Source organism: Cutibacterium avidum 44067 (assembly GCF_000367205.1).
GTDB lineage: Bacteria > Actinomycetota > Actinomycetes > Propionibacteriales > Propionibacteriaceae > Cutibacterium > Cutibacterium avidum.
The window spans coordinates 2256364-2280488 of record NC_021064.1; the positions used below are offsets into that span (position 1 = coordinate 2256364).

19 protein-coding genes and 2 pseudogenes are annotated in these 24125 nt (G+C 62.4%); 11 read left to right on the forward strand and 10 right to left on the reverse strand.

Going from position 1 to position 24125, the window contains the following annotated elements:
• Positions 1 to 206 precede the first annotated feature (206 nt).
• From PALO_RS10315 to PALO_RS10335, 5 genes are all read left to right on the forward strand, one after another.
• Positions 207 to 863, forward strand: coding sequence for a response regulator (locus tag PALO_RS10315; protein WP_004810162.1), 657 nt, complete (start codon positions 207 to 209; stop codon positions 861 to 863).
• Between the two features lie 128 nt (positions 864 to 991).
• Positions 992 to 2047: an ABC transporter ATP-binding protein gene (locus tag PALO_RS10320; protein ID WP_015583507.1), complete on the forward strand. Its 1056-nt coding sequence runs from the start codon at positions 992 to 994 to the stop codon at positions 2045 to 2047.
• A complete protein-coding gene (locus PALO_RS10325; RefSeq protein ID WP_015583508.1) occupies positions 2047 to 4524 on the forward strand; it encodes an ABC transporter permease in 2478 nt (825 codons plus the stop codon). The genes PALO_RS10320 and PALO_RS10325 overlap by 1 nt, the downstream gene beginning before the upstream one ends.
• A gap of 224 nt (positions 4525 to 4748) precedes the next feature.
• Positions 4749 to 5420 (forward strand): hypothetical protein, encoded by a 672-nt coding sequence (locus tag PALO_RS10330; RefSeq protein ID WP_023032193.1) that lies wholly within the window; start codon positions 4749 to 4751, stop codon positions 5418 to 5420.
• Positions 5421 to 5444: 24 nt separating this feature from the next.
• A complete protein-coding gene (locus PALO_RS10335; protein WP_015583510.1) occupies positions 5445 to 5969 on the forward strand; it encodes a hypothetical protein in 525 nt (174 codons plus the stop codon).
• Positions 5970 to 6022: 53 nt separating this feature from the next.
• On the opposite strand, the gene PALO_RS10340 is transcribed toward PALO_RS10335, so the two are convergent.
• A complete protein-coding gene (locus PALO_RS10340) occupies positions 6023 to 6433 on the reverse strand; it encodes a hypothetical protein (protein ID WP_015583511.1) in 411 nt (136 codons plus the stop codon).
• A 233-nt stretch (positions 6434 to 6666) separates the two neighbouring features.
• On the opposite strand from PALO_RS10340, the gene PALO_RS10345 reads away from it, so the two are divergent.
• The 5 genes and pseudogenes from PALO_RS10345 (at position 6667) to PALO_RS10365 (ending at position 12184) form a co-directional block, all read left to right on the forward strand.
• Positions 6667 to 7644, forward strand: coding sequence for a LacI family DNA-binding transcriptional regulator (locus PALO_RS10345; protein WP_267257685.1), 978 nt, complete (start codon positions 6667 to 6669; stop codon positions 7642 to 7644).
• Positions 7645 to 7677: 33 nt separating this feature from the next.
• A pseudogene (locus tag PALO_RS12945) lies at positions 7678 to 8937 on the forward strand (ABC transporter substrate-binding protein).
• Positions 8938 to 8942: 5 nt separating this feature from the next.
• Complete coding sequence (locus tag PALO_RS10355) at positions 8943 to 9836, forward strand: carbohydrate ABC transporter permease (RefSeq protein ID WP_015583515.1); 894 nt, start codon at positions 8943 to 8945, stop codon at positions 9834 to 9836.
• Positions 9833 to 10690, forward strand: coding sequence for a carbohydrate ABC transporter permease (locus PALO_RS10360; protein ID WP_015583516.1), 858 nt, complete (start codon positions 9833 to 9835; stop codon positions 10688 to 10690). Before PALO_RS10355 ends, PALO_RS10360 begins: the two co-directional genes overlap by 4 nt.
• An 18-nt stretch (positions 10691 to 10708) precedes the next feature.
• Positions 10709 to 12184, forward strand: a pseudogene (locus tag PALO_RS10365) (arylsulfatase).
• A gap of 74 nt (positions 12185 to 12258) precedes the next feature.
• Here the strand turns inward: PALO_RS10365 and PALO_RS10370 are convergent.
• Both PALO_RS10370 and PALO_RS10375 read right to left on the reverse strand, forming a co-directional pair.
• Positions 12259 to 13968, reverse strand: coding sequence for a formate--tetrahydrofolate ligase (locus tag PALO_RS10370; protein ID WP_004810137.1), 1710 nt, complete (start codon positions 13966 to 13968; stop codon positions 12259 to 12261).
• A gap of 108 nt (positions 13969 to 14076) precedes the next feature.
• Complete coding sequence (locus PALO_RS10375; RefSeq protein WP_015583518.1) at positions 14077 to 15513, reverse strand: APC family permease; 1437 nt, start codon at positions 15511 to 15513, stop codon at positions 14077 to 14079.
• A gap of 356 nt (positions 15514 to 15869) precedes the next feature.
• On the opposite strand from PALO_RS10375, the gene PALO_RS10380 reads away from it, so the two are divergent.
• The gene (locus PALO_RS10380; RefSeq protein WP_015583519.1) at positions 15870 to 17213 is read left to right on the forward strand and encodes an MFS transporter; all 1344 of its coding nucleotides are present in this window, start codon (positions 15870 to 15872) and stop codon (positions 17211 to 17213) included.
• A 3-nt stretch (positions 17214 to 17216) separates the two neighbouring features.
• On the opposite strand, the gene PALO_RS10385 is transcribed toward PALO_RS10380, so the two are convergent.
• From PALO_RS10385 to PALO_RS10415, 7 genes are all read right to left on the reverse strand, one after another.
• Positions 17217 to 19988: an AfsR/SARP family transcriptional regulator gene (locus PALO_RS10385; RefSeq protein ID WP_041710153.1), complete on the reverse strand. Its 2772-nt coding sequence runs from the start codon at positions 19986 to 19988 to the stop codon at positions 17217 to 17219.
• Complete coding sequence (locus PALO_RS10390) at positions 19985 to 20422, reverse strand: TadE/TadG family type IV pilus assembly protein (protein ID WP_015583521.1); 438 nt, start codon at positions 20420 to 20422, stop codon at positions 19985 to 19987. Before PALO_RS10390 ends, PALO_RS10385 begins: the two co-directional genes overlap by 4 nt.
• The gene (locus tag PALO_RS10395; protein WP_004810127.1) at positions 20419 to 20727 is read right to left on the reverse strand and encodes a TadE/TadG family type IV pilus assembly protein; all 309 of its coding nucleotides are present in this window, start codon (positions 20725 to 20727) and stop codon (positions 20419 to 20421) included. Before PALO_RS10395 ends, PALO_RS10390 begins: the two co-directional genes overlap by 4 nt.
• Positions 20728 to 20792: 65 nt before the next feature.
• Entirely contained in the window at positions 20793 to 21005 is a 213-nt protein-coding gene (locus PALO_RS10400) for a hypothetical protein (RefSeq protein WP_004810125.1), read from the reverse strand.
• A gap of 69 nt (positions 21006 to 21074) precedes the next feature.
• Positions 21075 to 21977 (reverse strand): type II secretion system F family protein, encoded by a 903-nt coding sequence (locus PALO_RS10405; RefSeq protein WP_015583523.1) that lies wholly within the window; start codon positions 21975 to 21977, stop codon positions 21075 to 21077.
• Positions 21970 to 22845 (reverse strand): type II secretion system F family protein, encoded by an 876-nt coding sequence (locus PALO_RS10410; protein WP_004810121.1) that lies wholly within the window; start codon positions 22843 to 22845, stop codon positions 21970 to 21972. The genes PALO_RS10405 and PALO_RS10410 overlap by 8 nt, the downstream gene beginning before the upstream one ends.
• Entirely contained in the window at positions 22836 to 24032 is a 1197-nt protein-coding gene (locus PALO_RS10415; protein WP_187290354.1) for a TadA family conjugal transfer-associated ATPase, read from the reverse strand. Before PALO_RS10415 ends, PALO_RS10410 begins: the two co-directional genes overlap by 10 nt.
• Positions 24033 to 24125 lie beyond the last annotated feature (93 nt).

The following is a 24125-nucleotide window of genomic DNA, read 5'->3' on the forward strand; positions in this document are numbered from 1 at the left end:
ACGACCGACTGCGGCCGCAGCTCTGTTGATCGAACCGCGCGATGGCCATAGTGGGGCTCCTCCTTCTTCGCTCGACCGATGAGCGTCTGGAGCGATTCGCCGAGACCTGGTGTGGCGACGATGACAACCCAGCGAATCCGGAGATCGACAAATTCCTGCACGGCACGCAATCGGTAAACTCCGACTGACGAACAACTGGAGGTGCCATGCCTGATCCGATCCGCGTCATCCTTGTCGACGACCAGTCCCTCGTCCGCTCTGGATTTCGTATGCTCATCGAGGCCGAGGACGACATGGAGGTTGTCGCGGAGGCGTCCAGCGGCGTCGAAGCCCTCGACGTGCTACGGCGAATGCCCGTCGACGTCGCCCTCATGGACATCCGGATGCCGCAGATGGACGGCGTCGAGGCAACTCGGCGTATCACTGAGTCCCCACTGGACACCAAGGTGCTGATTCTCACCACCTTCGACCTCGACGAGTACGTCTACGCCGCGCTCAAGGCCGGCGCATCCGGATTCCTCCTCAAGGACGCCCGCCCCACCGAGCTGTTGAGCGCAATACGCAATGTCGCAGCTGGTGACGCGGTCGTCGCCCCATCTGCCACCCGACGTCTGCTCGACCACGTCGTGCCCACCCTGCCCAGTGATCCCAAGGCTGCCGACAAGAGGCTGGCGGTGCTGACGGACCGCGAGCGGGAGGTGTTGGTGGAGATCGCCAAGGGGGCGACGAACGCCGAGATCGCCCAAACTCTCTACATGGCAGAGGGGACCGTGAAAACTCACATTGGTCGGCTACTATCGAAATTGGAGTGCCGGGACCGGGTGGGCCTCGTGTTGTTTGCCCATGAAGTCGGTCTCATCTGACAACTTCAGACCGGACATATATTCGATATTGGATGCTCCCAGCGTCCACATTATTATTCACGTCACCTAAGGCGTGAGGGGCATCGTCCACCTGTCGATGCCCCCCTTCGGGAACCATGAAAGGCATCATGAGCGACCAGAACCGACCTTACGAATCTGACGAGCCCTGGCAGCCGAGCCACGCCGCCCCCGGCGAGCCGGGATCCCTCGAGTCCCCGCAACACGGTGTCCCCTCTGAGCAGGGCGCCCCATCGGCCTGGGCCAAGCCCTCGCCCCAGCGCGGCGGGGAGCAGGACCAGCAGCTGAGTCAGCCGTGGGTACGACCACAATCGCCTGATCCTCAACCGGCTCACGCCACCGGAACCTTCCCGACACGGGCTGAGTCCGCCCAGCCTTCCCGCGCCACCAGCTCAGCCCGTTCTGACGATCTGGCTCCTGGGATGTTGAACACCCCCGTCGAGACGGACGCTGCCGCTGGTATCGACCTGACCAAGGTCTATGGGGACGGGGAGACTCGGGTCACCGCCCTGGATTCCATCAACGTTCGCTTCACCCGCGGCACCTTCACCGCGATCATGGGCCCGTCCGGATCCGGCAAGTCAACCCTCATGCACTGCCTCGCCGGCCTGGACCGAATCACCTCCGGTCGAGTGTTCCTGGCTGGCCAGGAAATCTCGGGCCTTCCAGACCCCAAGTTGACGACCCTGCGCCGCGACAATGTCGGCTTCATCTTCCAGTCGTTCAACCTGCTGCCGATGCTCACCGCTGAGGAGAACATCCTGCTCCCCCTCGACCTGGCCGGGCGTAAGCCTGACAAGGCCCTGTGGGATCAGCTCATCACCGGTCTGGGCATCGCTGATCGCCTCAAGCACCGTCCCTCGGAGCTATCGGGTGGTCAGCAACAACGCGTCGCCTGCGCCCGCGCCATGATCACCAAGCCGCATGTCGTCTTCGCTGACGAGCCCACCGGAGCCCTAGACTCCAAGTCGGGAACGAACCTGCTGAGCTACCTGCGCCACTGTGTCGACGACCTGGGTCAGACGATCATTATGGTCACTCACGACGCCAAGGCTGCCTCCTATGCCGACCGCGTCCTCATGCTGCTGGACGGTCGCATCGTCGACGACATCGCCTCCCCCACCGCCGAGGCGGTCAACGAGGCGATGGCCGGGTTGGAGGGCTGATGTTCACCGAGGCTTTCCGGGAGTTGCGTCAGCGTCCAGGCAGGATGGCCGCAACCCTCATTGCCATCGCGGTCTCCGTCGGGTTCCTCGTCGGCATCTCGATGTTCGTACGGACCCAAGGAACGGCCTTGGGCAAGGAGCAGGCGGTCGCCACCTCGAAGGCTGACGTCGTCGTCTACAGCGCCGACACCGAGACCAATCCCAAGGACATCACTCAGGGGATTCGCGACACTCCCGGCGTCCGGACCGTCGACATCGTCCAGTCCACCACCATGGCCGCTTCTCATGGCCGGGACTCCACGATGATTGATGTCCACAAGACGCCGGCAGAACCGTTCCGTTGGTCCTCGGTGACCTCGGGCAACTGGCCATCAGGACCCGGTCAGATCGCGCTGTCCAAGGCGGCGGCCGAGAACCTGCACGTCAGTGTCGGGGACACCGTCGACATCACCGGTAAGAACATCAAGGTGGTGGGAATCACCGACGACGCGGACGCCCTGCAGACCGCTCCGGCCTACAGCAGCGAGGACGTCAGCCAATTCCCTGACACCTGGATCGTCAAGGCCAAGGACGGGACGACTCCCGAACAGCTCGTCACCAACCTTGAAAAGACGCTGCCCACCGTCAAGGGCGCCCCCGAGTTCAACGTCACCAAGGGGCAAGGATCGACGATCGAGACCGCGGCTGACCATCAGAAGAAGACCGTCACTGACCTGGCTCAGGGATTCGACGTCACCAAGTACCTGCTGATGGTCTTCGGGGCCATCGCTCTGCTGGTGGGCGCGATCATCATCACGACGACCTTCCTCATCCTGTTGGCCCAACGACGCCGTCAGATCGGTCTCATGCGGGCTGTCGGAGCGTCGAGCAGCCAGGTGAGGAGACGAGTTCTCGGCGAGGCGATCCTGTTGGGTGTCATCGGCTCGGCCTTGGGTGTCGTGCTCGGAATCCTGCTGACGGTAGCTGGCACTGCCTACACGGGCGCCTTGGCCTTCGGGCTGGAATGGCCCTGGAAGGACATCGTCATTGAGTTCTTCATTGGCATCGTCATCACCGTCCTGGCCGCCTTCCTGCCGGCGCTTCGAGCCACTCGCGTGGCACCTCTGGAGGCGCTGCGCCCGGTTCCGACGGTGGAGCAGAGGCGCCGGGTCGGACTGGCACGGATCATCATCTGTTCCCTGCTTACAGTGATCGGAGTCATCACCTCCGTGGTGGCGATCACCGGGCACGGCAACGGAATCATCGGTTGGGCCGTCCTGTCGGCCGCCTGCCTGTCGCTGGCCTTCCTTATCGCCACACCGTTGTATGTGCCGTGGCTCATCAAGGGGTTCGGGCTCCTGTTGCGTCCACTGGGGTCAACAGCCCGGCTGTCGACCTCCAATGCCACGCGCAACCCGACGCGTACCTCCCTGACGGCGGTGGCCCTCATGCTGGCCATCGGGCTGTCGGTGACCCTGCAGGTCGGCATCTCCACGACGCGGACGACGGTCATGGACCAGATCGACGAGCACTATCCGATCGACATCACCTTCACGAACAGTCCCAGCCATGACCCCAACAGCGACGAGCCCAAGGTGGGAACCCTCGACCCGTCGGCTATCAAGTCAGTGCAGAACCTGCCGAACGTCAAGGACTCCGTCATCCTCAAGGGCGGGTTCGTCGAGACGGATGTCTCTCCTCAGACCCACATCGTTTCCGCCGACAAGGACAAGATTGCCAAGGTCGCGCCCTCGATTGCCAAGGAGATGAAACCTGGGGTCGCGCTGATGACATCGATGGGCAACTCACCGAAGACGATGGACTTCTCGTCCTCCAAGGGAAAGGTGTCTCTCGATGTCAAGGAGGTCAACGGACTCCCCTACAACGACATCCTGGTCACCGAAAGGGACATGAATAAGATCGTTCCCTCCGTGGGCGACCAGGCTGCCTGGGTCCACCTCGAGGACCGGAGCAATCTGGCCTCGGTGCTGACGGTGATGATCTCCCCGTCGACGAACATCGATTCGCAGCACATGGATGTTGGCGGCGGTGCCCTCATCGGCGGCATCGTCGAGCTGATCCTCAAGGCCCTGCTCATCGTCATGACGGCTCTGCTGGGTGTTGCCGTGCTCATCGCCCTCATCGGTGTGGCCAATACCTTGAGCCTGTCGGTACTGGAACGACGGCGCGAGTCGGCGCTGCTGCGGGCCATGGGCATGCAGCGGCGCGGACTACGGCTGATGCTGCTCTACGAGTCGATCCAGGTCGGTATGGTCGGTGTCATCGTCGGAATGGTGGCAGGGTTCTACTTCGCCTGGCTGGGCATCCGGTCTATATTCCGGGTGGCCTCGGACACGATTCCGGTGCACTTCTCGATCGACTGGCCCTGGACCCTCGGTCTCATCGCAATCTGCTTGGCGGCGGCTTGCCTCGCCTCGGTCCTCCCGGGCCGACGCGCCGCCATGGCTGCTCCCACTGAGGCGTTGGCAGACGAGTGAGAGTTTCCACCGCCCGATCTGCGTGACGACGACCGGCCGTGTCCTTCGGGGCACGGCCGGTCCTCTTGGTGGGGAGTCTTGTCGTGACGCCCACCGGACAACACTCACGTGAAGACGGACAACACTGAGCGTCACATGGGCAACACCCTGACCCCGGCAGGCAACACCGTGGGCAACGTCCCGTCGATGGACTTGGGTCATCGCCGATCCCGAGAGGTGCTGCCATGACAATGATGATCCACCGCCGTCTGGACTCCCACTGGGCCGAGATGTGCGCCCACCCCCGCGCCGAATGGCGTGCCAATCTCCTCTGCGCCGGGTGTGAGCCCGAGGACCTGCCCCGGACGCTACGTACCGACGACGCGGCTGCCATCCGAGCCCTCATCGCCGCTCGCAGTGGCGCTGGCCAGACATCGGAATTCGCCGGGATGGCGCTGATCCAGGCGATCCTGCCAGCCCTCGTCGTCATGGCAAGCAGGAATCGGCGGGCATGTCTGGACGATTACGTCGGTCAGGCGTGGCTGGTCATCGTCAATTTCCCACTGACGCGCAACCACAAGGTGTGCACGAATCTGGCCTTGGACTGTCTGCACGTCGTCTCAGCGAGGCTACGCGGGACGAGCAGGGAAACCCCGGTCGAGGTCGTGGACATGAGTGCGCCTGAGATGCCGGACGACCCCGGCCAGGTCGCCTCGGAACTGCTCACCGCCGCCGAGGAATTGGGAATCATCACCTCAGTCAGCGCGCCGGTCCTGCGCAGCGTGTGGGTGGACGCTTTGGATTCCGCGTCCGCAGCACGACGTCACGGGATGAGTCCAGAGGCAGTGCGTGCCCGGTGCTCGCGAGCGAGTCGAGCCATGAGGAAGCGCCGTGACGAGTTGCTCGCCGCGTCATGAATAGGATTCTTATGCCTGCGACGTATGCTGTTCGCCGTGACGAAGTTCAAACGTGTCATGGCCCTGTTGGGGGTCATCTACCTGACCACGGTGGGCTGCCTGTACCTGGTGCTGGCCGAACGCAGTGACGATTTCATTCGCAACAGTCAGGTCATCCAGGGAACCGTCACAGCCGTGTACCTGCACGACCCCGTCAATACCGGAGCCACCAGGTATCTCATGCACACCGAGGGCGGCAACGTCGCCACCATCAAGTACACCTATCACGGTGTCACCGACACCGTGCCGTCGAATCCGTATCGCAATGTCAGGAAGTACCAGGTCGGGCAGCAGGTCGATCTGGTCGTCCGATCCGCCTCAGGAAATCCCGAGGATGCCATTGTCGCCGTGCGTGATCGCACCATCCTCGGCCTGCGCCTCGTCCCGTGGGGATTCCTGGCCTGTGCTGTCCTCATGGCGGCCTGGTTCTGGCGTGATTCCCTCAGATCCCAGCGCCGGCGTCGCGCTAGGTCACACCGACAGACGACACCAGCCGCCGTCGAAGGGTGACCGTAATTCCGAGGGAGTCGCAGCAGCGACGGCCTCTCGTCCACCAGAACAGCTCAATCGGTCAGCAGCCAGCCCAGAAACTCCTTGAGATCGCCGGTCTCACCGTCACGTCCGCCGCGACCAATGTGCATTGGCGGTGAGGAGGGCTCCAGCTTGACCCCACGCACCCGCTCCATGAAGCCACCCGGGACGACAAGCTGGTAATACTCGCCGTTCTCGCCGATGGCCAGGGAATGCTTGGCGTTGAGATACCAGCCTCGTCTGTCCGTCCGCGCCTCATGGCCATCCATGAGCTGGGCCCGCAACGGCTCGGGTGTCATGCCCCTGGCCCGAGCCGCAGCAAGGAAGTCGTCGATGAGTCGCTGAGCCTGAGCAGCTTCCTGACGCCGCGCCCTCTCATCGAGTTCGATGCGGAGTCGGGCGTCCTCGGCGCGTTTGCTGGTCACGGATTGAGGGTACGGCACGGCGACCGTCTACAGGTCAGATGGTCGGTACCCCTTGAGCAGGGCTACGCAGGAAAACTACGGATCCCATCTAGTGCCTAGTTTTTCACATTTATTCAATCGTTTGATTCAAACGATTGACTCAACTGTTCTGGGGTCTCTACTCCGAATCTCGGACACAGTCGGACACACAGGCGTGCCCGATTACTCGCAGGAGAGACACATGGCACGACATGTCGGACTCGTTGACGTAGCTGCCCCGAGCAGGGGTCTCGGTGTCGACCGCCTCGTACGTACTGTCCTACAGTCACCACTCCGAAAGATTCACCCCAGAAACCCAAGAACGGGTACGTAAGGCTGCCCGTGATCTCGGGTACGTGCGAAACCGCGCAGCGAGGTCATTACGGCTGGGCAAGTCCCGCACAGTCGCCTTGTTCCATGACGCTCCGCTGGACCGGTTCGTTGAGCGTTTCCAACTCCGCGCATCGCGCAGGTTGTCCGAGCACGACCACCAGCTCGTCAGCGTCGCGATCGCCGATGGCGATATCAGCCCCATCAACAAGCTCATCCGAGCGGGCGCATGTGATGCCGCGATCGTTGCCTTTTCTCGCCCGGGAATCGCCCAGGTCCTCAAGACCCAACCAGAGGCACTGATACCGACCCTCCTCGTCGGCGGTGAACCCGGCGGCAAAGGATACGACCACGTCGTGATCAATGAGCGCGAAGGCGTGTCGTGCGCTCTGACTACCCTTGCCGAGACTGGTAGAAGTTCCGTGGCTTTTGCTGGGCAGCTCCCGACGCGCGAAGAGTGCGAGCTCGATCCCCGCTGGGAGATGTACCGGGACTTCCAGGCAAGTCATGCACGCACTCCACAGCTCCTCTTCACCTCCAGCCCCTTCATCGGGGATGTCTTCCGCGCAGCACTTGAGGCCCTTCAGACGACGAGTTCTCTTCCTGACGCTGTTTACTGCGCCTCAGATCGCACCGCCATCGGCCTCATGCTGGCGGCCCAATCCCTCCATATCGACGTCCTCAACGACATCGCCGTCGTTGGCACCGGAAATTCGGCCGAGTCGCTGGATATGGACCCTTCCCTGAGCTCGCTCGGTCTCGACACCTCAGAAATCGACGATATCATGCGCCATTTCTGGCACCGAATCGACGGGACAGCTGACGCCAGTCAGATTCCTGTTCCCTGGAAACTGTTTTCTCGAGGAAGCACCTCGAACTAAAAATCACCACACCAAGAAAGAGAGATTGCAACGATGCACACTCCTCTGTCCCGACGATCCCTCCTCACCGGATGCTCACCTTCCTCTGGCGTAGGTTCATCCAACGATTCCTCCCCACACTCAGGCGAGCGGACAGGGAAGGAAATCCTGTTCTACCTTTCTGCGGGCCACGACTTCGCACCGTACAAGCGAGTCATTTCCAAGTTTGAGCAGGATCACAAGGTCAAGGTGACCATCCAGACCTTCCAATGGCCTGATCTGCAACAAAAGCTCACTGCTGATTTCCTCTCCGGCACCACCCCGGACATCACAGAGGAGCCGGGCGGATTCTGGGCTACGCAATTTGGCAACGACGGCAACATCATGGCCCTCGACGACTACATCAAGAAGGACAAGGGATTCCTGGACGACTTCGTGCCCGCTGGCCTCGATGTGCGCCAGGCCAGCGGAAAGACCTACGCCGTCCCGATGCACCTGACCATGGGCGGGCTCGTCTTCGCCAACTCGGAAATGCTAGCCAAGGCCAAAGTTCCCATGCCTACTACCTGGGAAGAATTCCTCGAGGCCACCAAGCGCATCCAAGCATCTGGTGTTGAGCACGGATGCGCCCTCAACAACGACAGCTCGTAGGGCACGCCTTGGCTCCTGCAGAACGGGGTCAAGTACACAGCCGATAAGTCAACACCGATGCAGCCAGCGGACGCCGCCGTTGAGGCCATGGTTTTCCAGCGCGACCTCGTCTACAAACACAAGGTCTCCCCTACCCCGGTCACATCCAGCGAGTATTCAGGCCCCCGCAAGCTGCTCACGTCCAAGAGGTGCGGCTTTATCATCACGGGTCCTTGGGACATCTCAGCCGTCCGCACTGAGGACAAGAATTTCCCGCTCATCATCGGGGCTCCCCTCAAGCACAAGGAGCAGAAGACCACCATCGCCGTCTCCGGCCTCATGATCCCCACCAAGAGCCAGAACGCCGATCTGTGCTGGGAACTCATCAAGGTTCTCACCGATGCCGACGTTCAGGCGCAGGTGACCAAGGAAGTCGGAATGGCATGTTCCCGCAAGTCGTGGGCCAAATCAGACGTCGTCCAGAACGACCCCAACATGCGCGTCGTCGCAACCGCTCGAGATCTCGCCGTTGCTCCCGACCGGGCATATTGGCCGAACCAGAACATGGCCAAGATCGCCGATGCGGGAAAGGTCATGTACGAGAACGTCATCCTGTCCAACAAAGATCCCCGTTCGGAAGTTGCCATCTACAACAAGACGGTGGGAAAGCTCCTTAGCAGGTGAATGTGATGACAAAGACATCCCCGGAGCCATACGGGCGCAAGTTCTCCTGGCGTCGCTATCGGACAGCGTACCTGTTCATAGCTCAGGCCCTCATATATTTCGCGTTGTTCTTCTTCCTGCCAATCATCGATGAGTTCAGACTTTCTTTCACCACGGGTTTCACCAAGCTCACCCCGGTGGGCGGAAGAAACTACGTTAATATCATTCACGACTCTGAAATGTGGCATTCATTTGGGATCACGATCATCTACGCGGCCTCCTGCCTCATCTTGTCCTCGATCATCGGCCTAATCCTGGCCCTGGTGCTCAACCAGAATTTCAAGGGCCGTACCATCGCAAGGACAGCAATCCTGACGCCGTACATGACTTCGGTCGCCATCATTGGCTTGATGTGGAGGAACATCCTCGACTCAAACACTGGCATCCTCAATGCCGTTCTCGGCGATCTCGGACTACCCCAACAGAACTGGCTGACGACCGCCCCACTGGCTACCCTCGTCGGTATCACGGTGTGGCAGGAATCCGGCTACGTCATGCTGCTCTTCCTGGCCGGTCTTCAATCCATTGATCCTCAGCTTCACGAGGCTGCCAGAATTGACGGCGCCTCAGCATCGAAGCGGTTATGGAAAATCGCTCTTCCTATGCTCGCACCGACGACATTGTTCGTTGTCCTCGTCGGAATGATCGGTTCACTCCAACAATTTGGACTACCATACATCGTCACCAATGGTGGCTCCGGGAATGAGACATCCCTGTATGTGTATCAGGTATACCGTGAGACCTTCACTAGTGGAAACCTGGGATATGCGTCTGCGATGTCATTCCTACTGCTCATTGTGATCGTCGCTCTCTCAATAATTCAGTTGCGGGTGGGACGAATGAAGGAGGCGATCTTGTGAGCACCACATCTGCTCAGGCCAGGCATCGATCCGAGCAGCTCTTTCCCGGAGCGAGGGTTGTCTCACTCGTCCTCGTATGGATTGCAGCGCTTATTGCGATAGCCCCCCTCGTATACATGGTGAGTCTGGCTTTCCAGTCGAACGCGGAGGCAACGGGAGGAAAAGCCGTTCTCATCCCGTCATCATGGCAATGGGTCAACATCACCCGCCTCTTCGAGGCTGCCCCATTCGGAAGGTTCTTCCTCAACTCTGTCCTCGTCGCAGGCCTCATCACGCTGTCACACCTCATCTTCGCGCCGTTGGTCGGGTATGCCTTCGCGAAATTTGAGTTCCCAGGCAAGAACGCTGTCTTCGTCCTCATACTCTCGACGATGATGATCCCGTTCTTCGTTCGAATGATTCCGCTATATGCCAAGTTCAGTCAGATTGGATGGTTGGACACCTACCAAGGGCTCGTCACGCCATTCTTGATGAGCGCATTCTCGATCTTCCTGATGCGTCAGTCGATGGCAGGTATCCCGGACTCCCTCGTTGAAGCCGCACGTGTCGACGGTGCGGGGGAACTCCGCATCTACCGATCGATCGTCCTGCCTCAGAACAAGCCGGCTCTGACGGTATTGGGACTGTTCACATTTGTCTTCCAGATGAATGAGTTCCTCTGGCCGCTCATCGCCACTCAGTCCGAGGCCATGAGAACCCTCACCATTGGGTTGTCGTCGTTCAACCGCGAGAGCTTCACACTGTGGAACCTGACGGCCATGGGATCCCTCATGCTGTTCGTCCCAGTGTGTGCCCTCTTCGTGGCGACCCAGCGCTACATCGTAACGGGCATCACCATGACTGGAATCAAGTGAGAATATGCAAGACGCATCATGAACGACCAACACGAACAACCAGCGATTGACCGTCCCAACATCGTCCTCGTCTGTACTGACCAGTGGAGGGGTGACTGCCTCTCCGGGCTGGGCCATCCTGACGTCGAGACACCGTATCTCGACCAGCTGGCGAGTCAGGGGGCTGTCGTGGAAAGGGCCTACTCGGCCACGCCCACGTGTGTTCCGGCAAGGATGTCCCTCATGACGGGGCTCTCTGCGGGAACCCATCGTCGGGTCGGTTACCAGGACGGAGTCACTTTCGACGTCGAGGACACTCTGCCGTCGACCCTGTCGGACGCCGGTTACCAGACCCGTGCCATCGGAAAGATGCACTACTGGCCCGAGCGCAATCGCATCGGATTCGACGAGATCGAACTTCACGACGGGTACCTGCACTACTCCCGACAACGCCACCGCGATCCGGCTTGCTATGACGACTATCTCGTGTGGTTGCGCGACCAGACTGGGACGGCCAGTGACGAGGATTACATCGATGACGGAATCGAGTGCAATTCCCTAGTTGCTCGGCCCTGGGACAAGGCCGAGCGGCTGCACCCGACGAACTGGGTCGTCAACCAGGCGACCCGGTGGTTCTACCGCCGCGACCCGACTACCCCATTCTTCCTCTACCTGTCCTTCCACCGTCCCCACGCCCCCTACGATCCGCCGCAGTGGGCCTTCGACCGCTATGACGGGGCTCCGCTGCGACCGCCGGCGGTCGGGGACTGATCGGACACCTTCAGCGACTGGCGCAATGACGCCGATCCGACGAGTCTCGTCGCTCGGTACCGGCCACGCGACATCAGTCGGGCGATGGCTGGTTATTACGGTCACATGACCCATATCGACACCCAAATCAGCCGACTACGTCAGGTCTTGGGCGAATTCGGGGTGGCTGACAACACGTACATCGCCTTCATATCGGATCACGGCGACATGATGGGAGACCATCACCTGTGGCGAAAGGGCTACCCTTACCAGGGATCGACCCACATCCCGTTCCTGCTTGCCGGGCCTGGTATCACCCCTGGTAGCCGAGTAGATGAACTCGTCGAGCTGCGCGACGTCATGCCCACCTTGCTGGACTGTGCGGGAGTGAACACCCCCGATAAGGTCGAGGGCCGCTCGATCCTTCCACTGTTACGCGATGGAGAGTCGCCGTGGCGCACTCACCTGCATGGCGAGCATGTCCTGCTCGGCCAGTCACTGCAGTGGATCTGGTGGGACGACTACCAGTACATCTGGATGTCCGGATCTGGAGAGGAGCAGCTTTTCGACCTTGCGGCGGATCCACACCAACTCCATGACCTGTCGGACGACCGTGCGGACCTACTCGACAAGGGGCGTCGTCTCCTCATCGGCGAACTCACCGGCCGCGAGGAGGGATTCGTCCGCGACGGGTCTCTCGTGACCGGACGCCCGGTGAGTTGTGTGCTGACCCATCCCACTCCCCCGCCCACCGAGGGACGCTGAGTCGTCCCCAGGACAAGGATCACGACAGAAGCGGGGCGAGGAATGATGTCCGCAGCCCCGCGGATCACACTCGATCAGAACAATCCGATGGTCTCCCCGGTGTCATCGATGTCGATGCGCTCGGCCGCCGGGTGACGTCCCAGGCCCGGCATGGTGCGCATGTCACCACAGATCGCGTAGATGTACCCGGCGCCCACAGCGGCCCTCACCTCGCGGACAGGCAGACGCCATCCGGTCGGGGCCCCCTTGAGGGAGGGGTCGTGAGACAGGGACAGGTGGGTCTTGGCGATGACGACCGGGAAGTTCCCGTAGCCGAGATCCTCGAAATGGGCGAGCTCCTTGGCCGCGGCCGGAGCGATGTCGACCCCATCAGCCCCGTAAACCTTGGTGGACACCTTGGTGAGCTTGTCGACCAGGGAGTCCTCGAGATTGTAGGTGTAGCGGAAGTCGGTGTTCTGGTCGCACGCCGCGACGACCGCGCGAGCCAGATCGACGGCGCCGTCGCCACCGTCGACGACATGGGTCGAAGCGGCGAAGTGAGCACCGGCTACCTCTGCCACCTTACGGACGGCGTCGATCTCGTCGGGATGGTCGCTCGGGAAGACGTTGAGGGCCACCACCGGGGAGACGCCGAAGTCTCGGACGATCTCGATGTGCTTGCGCAGGTTGGCGGCACCGGCGAGGACGTCGTCCGGATTGTCCTCGAGCATGGCCGGGGGCAGTGGCTTTCCAGGAACGACCTTGTAGCGACCGGCATGGGTCTTGAGGGCACGCACGGTGACGACGAGGACGGCGGCGTCTGGGCGCATACCACCGACGCGGCACTTGATGTTGAAAAACCGCTCGGCGCCCATGTCGGCGCCGAATCCGGCCTCCGTCAGCAGGTAGTCACCGCAGCCGATGCCGATGCGGTCGGCGATGACCGACGAGTTGCCCGTGGCGATGTTGCCGAAGGGGCCGGCGTGGACGAGCACCGGGCTGTTCTCGGTGGTCTGCAGCAGGTTCGGCTTGATGGCGTCCTTGAGGATGACTGCCATCGACCCGGCGGCATGCAGGTCTTCCGCGGTGACTGGCTCCTTGGAGCGGTTGTAGCCGATGACGATACGTCCCAGCCGGGCGCGCAGGTCTGAGAGTGAGGTGGCCAGGGCCAGGATGACGCCCACCTCGCTGGCCGCAGTGATGTCGAATCCGCTCTGACGGGGGATGCCGTCAATTCGCGATCCGAGGCCGACGATGGTGTTGCGAAGGGCACGGTCGTTGATGTCGACGACGCGACGCCATGAGATGGAGTGAGGCTCGATGTCGAGCTCATTTCCGTGGTGCAGATGGTTGTCGATCATGGCGGCCAACAGGTTGTGAGCCGCACCAATGGCGTGGAAATCACCGGTCAGGTGCAGGTTGAGCTTCTCCATCGGCAGCACTTGGGAATACCCGGCGCCAGCGGCACCGCCCTTGATGCCGAAGGTCGGGCCCATGGAGGGTTGACGCAGAGCGAGCACGCTGCGCTTACCGATCTTCTCCAGGCCTTGAGCCAGACCGACTGCAGTGGTCGTCTTGCCTTCGCCAAGGGGTGTGGGGGTGATGGCCGTGACGACGACGTATTTGCCGCGCGGACGATCCCTGTTCTGCTTGATGACCTCGAGATCAACCTTGGCGACATCGCGCCCGTAGGGCTCGATGCACCTTTCCTCGATGCCAGCCCGAGCTGCCACCTTTTCGATGGGGTCAAGGTGGGCCTCACGAGCAATGTCCAGATCCGACTTCATCGCCATGGCCCCAATCATGGCGCGTTGTCAGGCCCTTTGCACACCTTTACGGACAGCAACATTGCAATCACGCCGTCTCCCGCCCCATGAGCGCGACGTCATGAGGCAGGAGGGCCCGACGAATCGTCAGCTCCTGGCCGGGGTCTGCTCCACCTCACCCAGGTTTTCCTTGAGGTCATCGGCGTAGGAACCGAGCAAGCTGCCGAGGGCCTCGTCCTCCCCCATGGGCTTGGCCAGCCGCCACAGGATGAAACCGATGACGGCCCAGACGAGCAGGACGAGGTACTCACCAGGCCACACCAGCGAGGTGTTCGTTCCCGGCCAGATCGCCATGACGACCGTGACGAGGGCGCCGACAGCTCCCGCCCATGGCAACCATCCGGCATGGTACTTGGAGCGCAGGTGGGGGTACTTCTTCGGAAGGGCGGACAGGGTGATGACGACGATGATCCACACCAGTCCGAGGTAGATGCCACCGGTGTCGAGGAACCACAGCATGGCGCCCGGGCCTAGGGCTCCCAACAGCAAGGTCATGACAGTGGTGAGCAGGATGGCCCTGCGCGGGGCCCCACTCTTCTCGTCCACTGCGGCGAGGCCCTCCGGAAGGAGCCTGGCCCTCGCCATCGCGACGACGATGCGGGAGATTGCCATGAACAGGCCGAGGAAACTCGTCAACAGACCACAAATGGCAATGATCCAGGCTCCCCAGCCGAGGATCGGGAAGCCGGCAGTGGTGTAGGCATCGATGGTGCCCAGGTGCATCTTGGCGACGTCCTGCCAGGGAAGGATCCAGGCCGAGGAGGCCAGCACCAAGCAGTAGAACAAGGTGGCCGTCAGGACGGTGAGAACGGTGATGCGACCGATCTTGCGGGCAGGGATGTCGGCGTCCTCGGCCAGTGCTGCCACCAGCCCGAAGCCTGCCATGTAGGTCATACCGGGCACGACGAAGCGGAGGGTGTCGCCGAGGGCATTGGCGTCGGCTCGGTAGGGCGGGATGAAGTTGCTGGGGCTGCCAGTGACGAGCGCCGTGACGACCAGGGCGAGTCCGATGACGACCATGGCGACGAAGAGAACGGTCTGGATCTGACCGGAAAGGCTCACTCCGAACCAGTTCATTGCCGCAATGATCAGGGTCAGGACGACGCCGATTATCAATACAGTCATATCGACTGATTCCCTGTTGACTGAATACAGGGACACGGATCCCAAATTCGGCCAAATCTTTTCCAAAAGATACCCGAAAGCTGTCACATAAAAAGCAGTGGATGAAAGATAAGCGCCAATGAGGAGCCAACCAGTGGTAAAGGATGCCCTTCTGCCGAGGCCGACGTAGGAGTAGACGACTTCGCCCCCAGCTCGGGGAAACAGCGTTGTCAACTCGCTATAAGCCAGAGCCACACAGGATGCCAGCAAGCCTCCGAGGAGCATGCCGAAAATCATGCCGCCAGCACCGTACTTGTCGAAGAATTTCGAGTTCGTGTAAATCCAACTCGAGCCGATCAACCCGGCCACCCCGAGGGCGAGGAGCTGGAAGAACCCTAGGCCCTTCTTGAGTTCAGCCATGGCACCTCCTTCATTGTGAGCCTAACGCCGCATTGCATTGCAGGGCATTAATTATGCTACATAAAACGATATATTGTTGCGGGCAGAACGATGAGTCATCCGTGGGGCGGCTGTGCATGCGGTGGACACAGCCCCGACGTCGATCCAACGCCGACCGATACGAGTGGTTAGAAGCTAGCCGCTCTACCTTCCCAAGTCCACACCCCCTGTTGTTGAGCTCCTCATGAAATGGCGTTCCAGGGCCTTTTCAGGCTGTCCCCCACCGGCCATGCGGGCGCAACCAGCGACGGATCCGCCCAGGATCTCCTTCACACGACCCTCTAGGATCGAGGCAGGCCGGCCCCGAAGGAGACCATGTGTTCTGGCAGAACCTGCGCCACCTGTGGCGACGCCACGGTTTTCGAAGGATTCTCGGAGTCCGCGTAGCGACACAGGCGGCCGATGGCACCCTGCAGGTGGGAATGGCCTCCTACGTGCTGCTCTCTCCCGAGCAGCAGCCTGACGCATGGTCGATCACGATGGTGCTGGCTATCACCTTGCTGCCGTTCAGCATCATCGGGCCCTTCATCTCTGTCGTTCTCGACCGTTGGTCACGTCAGCGAATCCTCGTCTACACCGACGGCCTGCGCTGCCTCATCGCGATCGGGTTGGGGATCCTGGTCTGGGACGGTGCACGCGACAGACCCTCTCACCTGGCCCTGCTCGTCGGATTGCTCATTGCAATGAGCCTCAACCGCTTCCTTCTCACGGCGTTGGTGGCAGGGCTGGAGTACACCATCGACAAACGCGACTACCTGACGGCTTCCTCGATCATGCCGACGATTGGTCCCCTGGGACTCATGATTGGTGCCGTCGTCGCGGCCGCCGTTCGAATGATTGCTGGACGCTACATGCCAGTGCACCATGCCGACACGATCATCTTCTGCATCTCTGCGGTACTCTTCGCGATTTCTGTGGCACTTGGTCTTCAGTTCTCGCGCCGAGAACTCGGGCCACCATTGCTGGACCGCTCCCAAACGCTGCGTACTGTCGCCGAGGAGGTCGTCGACGGCTTCCGTTACCTGAGAAAGGTGCCCCTGGTGGGCAATTCCATCACTCTCATCGGCGCCCAGCGGGCACTCTTCGGCGTCTATTCGGTGGCCATGATCCTGGGTTACCGCAACCGTTTTCACGTACAGTCCGACATCAACGGGGCCATGGCTGACATGACGATCTGGGCGGTGGCGATGGGTGCCGGCTTCGTACTGTCGGCCGGATTCATGCCGATGCTGGTACACGGGCTGGGCATGAGGAAGGCCCTCATCAGCCTGCTGGTCGGCACCGCCGTCATTCAGGCCTTCCCAGGGGCCCTCCCGAACCGCTGGGGTCTGCTGGTCGCCGGCTTCCTCATCGGCCTTTTCGCCCAGTCCCTGAAAGCCGGGGTCGACACCATCTGTCAGGCCCATGTTTCTGATGGTTACAAGGGCCGAGTCTTCATCGCCTACGACATGGTCTACAACGCATTGTTCGTGGGAGGCTCCGCCTTGGCGGCCCTCGTGCTTCCGGTGCACGGACTGTCTGGCCCGCACATGATTGGTCTGGCACTCTCCTACCTCGTGGTGGCCGGAATCTTCATCCTGGCCACCCGCGCACATGGTGACGATGTCTTCGACAAGGGCAGCGCCATGGGAGGTCTTCCCACCGGCAGTCCTGAGGAGTGACGCTCACACCACCCGGGCCCGCACGTGGCCTTCCATCACCTCCTGGAGGACCGAAATCGTCTCCTCCGACAAGTCGACGCCAAGACGGCGAGCCTGCCGCGACAGCACGTAGACCAACCGTTCGACCTCGCCACGATCGTCGAGTTCGTCAGCGAGTTTGATGCGCGCCACCAACAGCACTTCGTCCTCAGGGCAGGCGACGGTGGCACGTGCCAAGGCCCGGGATGCCAGCTCAAGGTCGCGGGTCTCCATGGCTCGACGGGCCACCTCGACCCCGATGTCACGGATCATCTGAATCATGTCGATGCGCCATTCCTCGGCCCAGTGCCACTGACCGGGAGCGGCGTCAGCCAACGGGGCACCGCGAACGAGGTCCAGGGCCGAGATGAGATTGGCCAGCGGGGCCGTCGAGACCCCTCCCGCGACAAGCAGTTCAAGCCGTTCCCAGTCACTACTGACGACATCTGCCAGACGCAGGGACCCGTCATACCCCTCGGGCAGGTAGGCCCGACCGTCATCACCGGCGCCCAGCCACCGCCGCAGTCGGGAGACGTTGGACCGTCGGGTCGGTTCGGCGACCATGAGGGCGTCAGCCATCTGCACCGATCGCGCGCCAGGATGGCACAGCAACCAGGCGCAGTACTCAAGGCATTGCCGCCGAGCCTTGGTCGGCGGATTCCCGCGAGCTCCCACAAGGTCGACCGGACCAAGGAGGCGCAGGACAGGAGAGGATACTGCGCCGACGGGGACGGGCAACTGAGCGACATCACTCAGTGCAGTTGGCGTGAGCACGTGTTCCTCCTCGACGGTCATATGGGCATCACTGGGCGGCAGTACTGCGCAGGTTTCGGCCACCATCGTCGGAGGGCTGGACGTCTCCTCCCCTCGCCGTGGCTCCCACCAGGGGGCAGGCTCGGTATCAGTTCGAGCAGTGGTTTCGAGCAGCTCGACGACGGCACGGCGCATCGGTGCGGTGACGATCTGGGGTGTGAAAGCCTGACCATCCAGCTCGGCATGATCGGGGCCGGTGACGATGACCCTCCGGCCACATGTGCCTGGCATGACGACGACGACTCCCGCCTCGACCACGGATGACGGGTTCGGAAGCTCGAGGGGTTGAGACGACAACACGATCCTGGTGATCGATGGGTGCTGACTACTGGGACCGTCAGGCAGATCCGCCAGTCCCTCGACGATTTCCTCGGCGTCAGCACACTGCACATCGTCACTTCCGGTCCGTGACAACCACGCGAGGTCGTCACCGACGGCGACAATGTCGATTCCGCCGGACCATGGCGCTGCGACGAGGGACAGACTGATCGATGCCACCACCGCGGAGGCCAACTCAGCAGTGGCGTCAATACCCAGGAGACCGCCAATATCGGCAAGGTCCAGCACGACTGGGGTGTGTGGGTCAGTAGTTCCCAGGACGACGGTCGTGGGCGTCAGGGTGTCGGCGCTGACAGGGTCAGTGCTGACGGCGTCGTCACCGCGTGACGTTGCTTCGTCCCCGTGATCGGCCACGGTGTCGAGCATCCTCTTGGCGCGACGCGGTGGTCCCGACACGGTAGGAATTCGTCGGCCCAGCGGGCGGGTGAAGAGCTGCTGCTGCCGTCGAGCAGCGATTGTGCCGGCCACTCCACCGGCCAGGAATAGGCTCAGGCCCGCCAACCCGGTACGGAGGATCTCGGCAGGGTCCTGACCTAGCCCGGCGGCAGCCACCGCTTCCTCGGGGCGAGGAGTCGGGACATCTGTGGGAGGCGCATCTGGCTGCAGTGCGCTCTGAGCGATGTCTGCACCGGATGCCTCGTCGTCGTGGCCGGGGAGAGCCTTCTCCGGCTCGGTCATCGCAGCTTCGTCCATGTCGGGCACTGACGTCGACGTGGCCTGTTCAGGTTCCGGGTTAGGCACGACGAGCTCCCAGCCGGGCTCGATGTGGTCAGGGTCTGTGATGATTCCCTCATTGAGATGCCAGAGGGACGGCCAGGCTGCGGCATCACCGAGCCAGGTGCGTGCGAGCCCGCTGAGGGTGTCCCCTTCCTGAACGGTGACAGTTCGGACGTCATGGTCGTCAACGGACGGGGTGAGCCGATCGAGCTGGTCCGCATCGAGGGGATGGCCAGCACCGGTATTTCCACTGGGGATGGTCATGGTGACCCCGGGAAGAGCGAGTTCCTGACCGGCGGCCAGGTGATCGACGTCGATCCCGGGATTGGCGGCCGCGATACGTCGCCATGAGGTGCCGTCTCCGTACCAGGTTTCAGCTATCGTCCACAGGTCGTCATGGGGGCCGACGGTGACCGTCATGGCATCCTCGTCCGGGGCCGGCTCAACCTCAGCACTCGCCTGCACCTCGTCTGCAGGCTGCGGCGTCGCGGCAGCCGTCGCCACGATCGGCACCGGGGTGGGAGGAGCGGCCGAGCGTGTCAGAGGGGACAGGACTGTCAGGCTCGCCACGAGTAGTCCGGCCGCGATGCTCTGAACTGTGCCCAGCCCAGGAAGCTTGATGTGGCGACGCTGACTGGTCGCCAGTCCGACGGCCTCCGAGACCACACAGACCGTGAAGACCGCCCATGCCAGCCAGCCGACGACGGTGGCAATCCCGAGAAGGATCGTCCCGTCATCAGGGGTGAGCCAGCCTGACGGACGCAACAGGGTGGTGGCGTCGAGACGTCCCCATGCCACCAGGGCAGCTGGGGAGCCGAGGACAAGGATGATGAGGGCCACGAAGGCCGCGAGACCGCGCATTCGGGCGCGGAGAGATGCGTCATTCATACGTGTCGCTCCCGATGACTATCGACGGTGGAATGTGCCGTCGACTCGACGTGGAGGGCGCCCGGCATCCCCGGAACGAGAAGGTCGGAGAGCCGGACAGTGCACCTCACCCGGGCGGAGGTGACTCCCGTGGACCCCACTGGCAGGGCAAGGGCCGATGAGTCGATGATGATCGCAGGATCGCTGCACCTGGTTCCGGCAAGTTCGGTCATGGCGACTCGCTGGCCTACCGCATGGCCTTTACCAACCGTCGAGGCGACCGATCCCGCGCGAGCGGCTACCTCGGCAGCCGACTGGGCATCGGCCCGTACCTCGGACAGCCGCCAACCCCCTGTCGTCATTGCGGCAATCATGAGGAGACTAGGCAGGATGAGCGCAGCCTCGACGGCGACTGCACCACGCTGGTATCCCCGAAATTGACCATGCCGAATCATGTCCCCTCCTCAACGGCAACGGCGTGACCTTCGACGGGGACGACGGCACCAAACAGGGTCGCTGCCTTGCCCTCGAGGTCAACGCGTACCAGGGAGTCAGTGGTCGACACCCGTACCGTGACATCGGCCAGTTTGGAGGTCTGGGCCACGTCCCGAGCGACAGCTTCGGCATCACCAGCATGGGAACCACGCAAGGCTTGTACCCTGACTGCCGCCCGAGCCGCCTCGGTGGCTGTGGCCCGAGCCTGCAGCACGACCGAGGTCTGGACGACCCCGACCACCACGAGCAGGACCACCGGCCACACCAGCGACCACTGGAGAGATTCGGAAACCCCACGCTCCCGGCCTCGTCGATACGCCTGCCTTGACCTCACTTCGGCAGGTTCGACGTCACGTACCCCTTGATCACGGTGACGACCACCGTTGCGATGGACACGGCCCCCACCAGCAGGATGGCGTTCTCGGTTGATTGGCTGAGTCCCCTCTCGTCGCGCTTCTCGCCGACCGGCGGGATGCCCGCCATCATCGGCAGGACAAGGGACGCGACGGTGTTGACATGTTTCATGGCGACCTCCTTGGTCATTCGCACCGGCCTTTCCGGTGACGTCACTGGCCCCGTTGCAGGTTGGGGTGTCGAGGGTGCGAGGCATGGTCATGACACCACCCCAGCCATGATCAGAAGCGGCGGAGTGATGAGCACCAACCCCAGGACGAGAACCGGGATGACCATCCAGATCGTCAAGGATTCGGAGGTCGTCTGAGCCTCGATCTTTTCCCGGTTGAGATGGGCGTCCCTCATTTCGTTGACGCGTGCTCGCAGAGTTCCGGCCAGGGAGGCCCCCTGATCGTCGAGGCGAAGTACCTCGACGAGCTCAGCAAGCTCGGGAAGTCCCAGTTCCTCGGACAGACTCTCCAGGCCAGCCCACGGCGACTGCTGCTCCAATCGGGAACGCTCCAGCGTGGTGCGAATCCGGGCCAGGACAGGGTGATCACTCATCTGTGCGGCCTCGACGAGGGCTCGGGGCGCTGACTGATTTGCCAACCTCGCCAATGTGACGAGGTCGATGTAGACCAGCACCGCTTCGGCAGCATCCTGACGGACTGCCTTGGATCGTGACCTGATCCGGGTGTCAGGAATGAACCATCCAAGAAGGGCAAGCACAACCGCCAGTCCGACAGGAGTCACCGGGAGGGCGCCACCCCATATCGCTGCGACGACCCGGGCGAGGACGGGCATCGCCATTCCGCCCACCGCCATGACAGCCTTCTCGGCGACCAAGTCACCGGGAGTCCGGCCCTGTAGCGCGAGGGTTCGACGAGACTTCTCACTGATGAGACGTGGCCACCGTGTCGCAGCGCGTGCTCCCCATCTCTCCAGCCGTCCGTCCTCGGAGGCTGGATCGGCGACGGAGTCCTGCCGGATGGACCCGGACAACCCTGCCAGCGCGTCGATCAGCCTCAGGGGAGCACCGCGCCTTCCAGCGATGACGAAGATGGGTGCGGATGCCAGCAGAGCCCCACAGATGGCGGCGAGGACAAGCGTGGACTCAGTCATGATCGGCCTCCCGCCTCAACAGGATCCGGGCGCGGCGTCGAGGCTTGCTGCGTTGCGACAGAGCGACGAGCCCGACGAGGTACAACCCGGCGTAGCAACACAGCAGCACCTGGCCGACGCCGGTACGGTAGGGGGCCAGGTACTCTCGTCCCAGAGCAAGAGCACCAGCCAACACGACGGCGATGATGATGCTGACCTGGCGGACGACCACTCGCGGTTTGGCACGCTCGGCCCGGATTCCTCGGGCTGCCCGAATCCGCTCCTGGAGGGATGCCGCCAGCGCATCGAGGGTGCTGGTGGCCCCCGTCCCCCCTCGTTCTGAAGCCATCATGATCGCGGCAATGACCTGGTCGGCGTCGGCACTGTCCAGGTCGTCAGCAAGTCCTTGAAGGGCAGCCCGGGTGTCCCATCGTGAATCCAGCCGTGCCACCATGCGAGTAAGCGGTTCCACAAGGAGCGCCGGGGCCTGACGACGCGTCGCCCGGATGGCGTCGATGACGGACTTGCCCGTCGACGCGGAACCGCTGACCAGGCGCACCCACCGTTCCAGAGCGCGCATGACGTCGAGGTCGCGCCGGGGCGGATCGGCCAGCAAGGCAGGGACGACGACAGCCAGGATCGGCACGATGAGAATCAGGACCGCCCAACCGGTCACCAGGTAACCAACGGCACCGACACCCAGACCAGTCAGACCGTGCACGCGACTGCGGCGGGACAACCGGGAGAACCAGTTGTCCACCGTTGTCCACAAACTTGTGGATTGTCCTGTGGACAACTGGTGGATGGGGGCTGACCCGATGACGATCATCGTCAGTCCTCCAATCAGGAGAATCCCCAGCAGTGCCGCGACCGGTGTGCTCATGCCCATCTCGTCACCTCCGGCTCGTAATGGGAGAGTTCGGCGACAAGGGCAGGATCGGGGTGGAAGAGACCAGGGCTCGTGGATGTCGGCGCGGCATAGGTGAGATGGGTGATGGGACGGCCGTTTTCCAGCGCCCCGGTCAACTGCCGAATTTCCGTGACATGACGGGTCCGGGTCCCTCCTCGCCAGGTGTCATCGACCAGGGCGACGTGGACGAGGAAGGTGATGTTGTGAGCGATCTGGCGATAGGCCTCGTCGATCGTCATGACACCGCCCATGGCAACTCGTCCAGCCAAACGGTCCATGGTCGAGGTCGCGGAATGGGAGTGGGTGGTGCTCATGGTTCCAGCTCCGGCCTGCATCGCCTCGAACATGGCAGCTGCCTCGACACCACGCACCTCGCCGACGACCAGGCGCGACAGGTTCTGACGCAACGCCTCCGGGATGAGATCGGCAACCGTGAACTCGCCGAGGGATCGACCATCCACCTTCTCCCCCAGCCCGACGGTGGCCTGCAGGGCGACCATGTTGTCGCGATCCGGGTTGAGGTGGGTCAGCAACTCGTAATCGGTTTCGAGGGTTCCGAACCGCTCAGTCGGTGGGATCGCGTCGACGAGAGCCCGCAACAGGGTCGTCTTGCCGGCTCCCTGGTCTCCTGCAATGACGATGGATCGTCGAGCCAAGACGGCCGCGCGCAACAACACACCTACGTGATGGGGCATCATCCCGCTGGCAACGAGGTCGCCGATCGTCACCCTCGTCAGGGTGTGGTGACGGATGACGACCGACGGTCGGTAGGACAGCCCGAACCCAATGGCGTGCAGGCGGTACTCCGAGCCGAGAGCCACCGTCATGGTGGGATGGGCGTCGTCAAAGGGTCGCGGAGGGTTTGCGGACTCCCCCAGGAAGCGGATTGCCTCCACCAGTTCGTCATCGCTGTCAGCAACCGGCGGGCCCGGTTCACGTCGTCCGTCCCCATACTGGATGAAGACCCGATCACAGCCGTTGATCTCAATGTTCTCGGCATCGGGGATCTCGAAGAGCGGCTGCAACCGTCCGTACCCGAAGATCGCATCCACGACGGCGCTGGCGTAGGCCTCTTTGGTGGGCGTGCTCCACAACGCCTGGCCCTCGGCTGTCAGTTTCTCGGCATGGGATTCAACCACCTGACGCACAACCGACCGGCCGAGCATCCTCACGTCATCGCCGCTGAGATCAATTCCATTGCGCTCTCGATGCGATGCACGTTCCGAGGAGATACGCTCCGACGCCTTGCGACGCAGCGC

Excerpts from the sequence above, each read along its gene's own strand:
- PALO_RS10315 (WP_004810162.1), top strand. The coding sequence starts at position 207 with ATGCCTGATCCGATCCGCGTCATCCTTGTCGACGACCAGTCCCTCGTC.
- PALO_RS10320 (WP_015583507.1), top strand. The coding sequence starts at position 992 with ATGAGCGACCAGAACCGACCTTACGAATCTGACGAGCCCTGGCAGCCG.
- PALO_RS10325 (WP_015583508.1), top strand. The coding sequence starts at position 2,047 with ATGTTCACCGAGGCTTTCCGGGAGTTGCGTCAGCGTCCAGGCAGGATG.
- PALO_RS10330 (WP_023032193.1), top strand. The coding sequence starts at position 4,749 with ATGACAATGATGATCCACCGCCGTCTGGACTCCCACTGGGCCGAGATG.
- PALO_RS10335 (WP_015583510.1), top strand. The coding sequence starts at position 5,445 with ATGCTGTTCGCCGTGACGAAGTTCAAACGTGTCATGGCCCTGTTGGGG.
- PALO_RS10355 (WP_015583515.1), top strand. The coding sequence starts at position 8,943 with ATGACAAAGACATCCCCGGAGCCATACGGGCGCAAGTTCTCCTGGCGT.
- PALO_RS10370 (WP_004810137.1), bottom strand. The coding sequence starts at position 13,968 with ATGATTGGGGCCATGGCGATGAAGTCGGATCTGGACATTGCTCGTGAG.
- PALO_RS10375 (WP_015583518.1), bottom strand. The coding sequence starts at position 15,513 with ATGGCTGAACTCAAGAAGGGCCTAGGGTTCTTCCAGCTCCTCGCCCTC.
- PALO_RS10385 (WP_041710153.1), bottom strand. The coding sequence starts at position 19,988 with ATGAATGACGCATCTCTCCGCGCCCGAATGCGCGGTCTCGCGGCCTTC.
- PALO_RS10390 (WP_015583521.1), bottom strand. The coding sequence starts at position 20,422 with ATGATTCGGCATGGTCAATTTCGGGGATACCAGCGTGGTGCAGTCGCC.
- PALO_RS10400 (WP_004810125.1), bottom strand. The coding sequence starts at position 21,005 with ATGACCAAGGAGGTCGCCATGAAACATGTCAACACCGTCGCGTCCCTT.
- PALO_RS10405 (WP_015583523.1), bottom strand. The coding sequence starts at position 21,977 with ATGACTGAGTCCACGCTTGTCCTCGCCGCCATCTGTGGGGCTCTGCTG.
- PALO_RS10410 (WP_004810121.1), bottom strand. The coding sequence starts at position 22,845 with ATGGGCATGAGCACACCGGTCGCGGCACTGCTGGGGATTCTCCTGATT.
- PALO_RS10415 (WP_187290354.1), bottom strand. The coding sequence starts at position 24,032 with ATGCTCGGCCGGTCGGTTGTGCGTCAGGTGGTTGAATCCCATGCCGAG.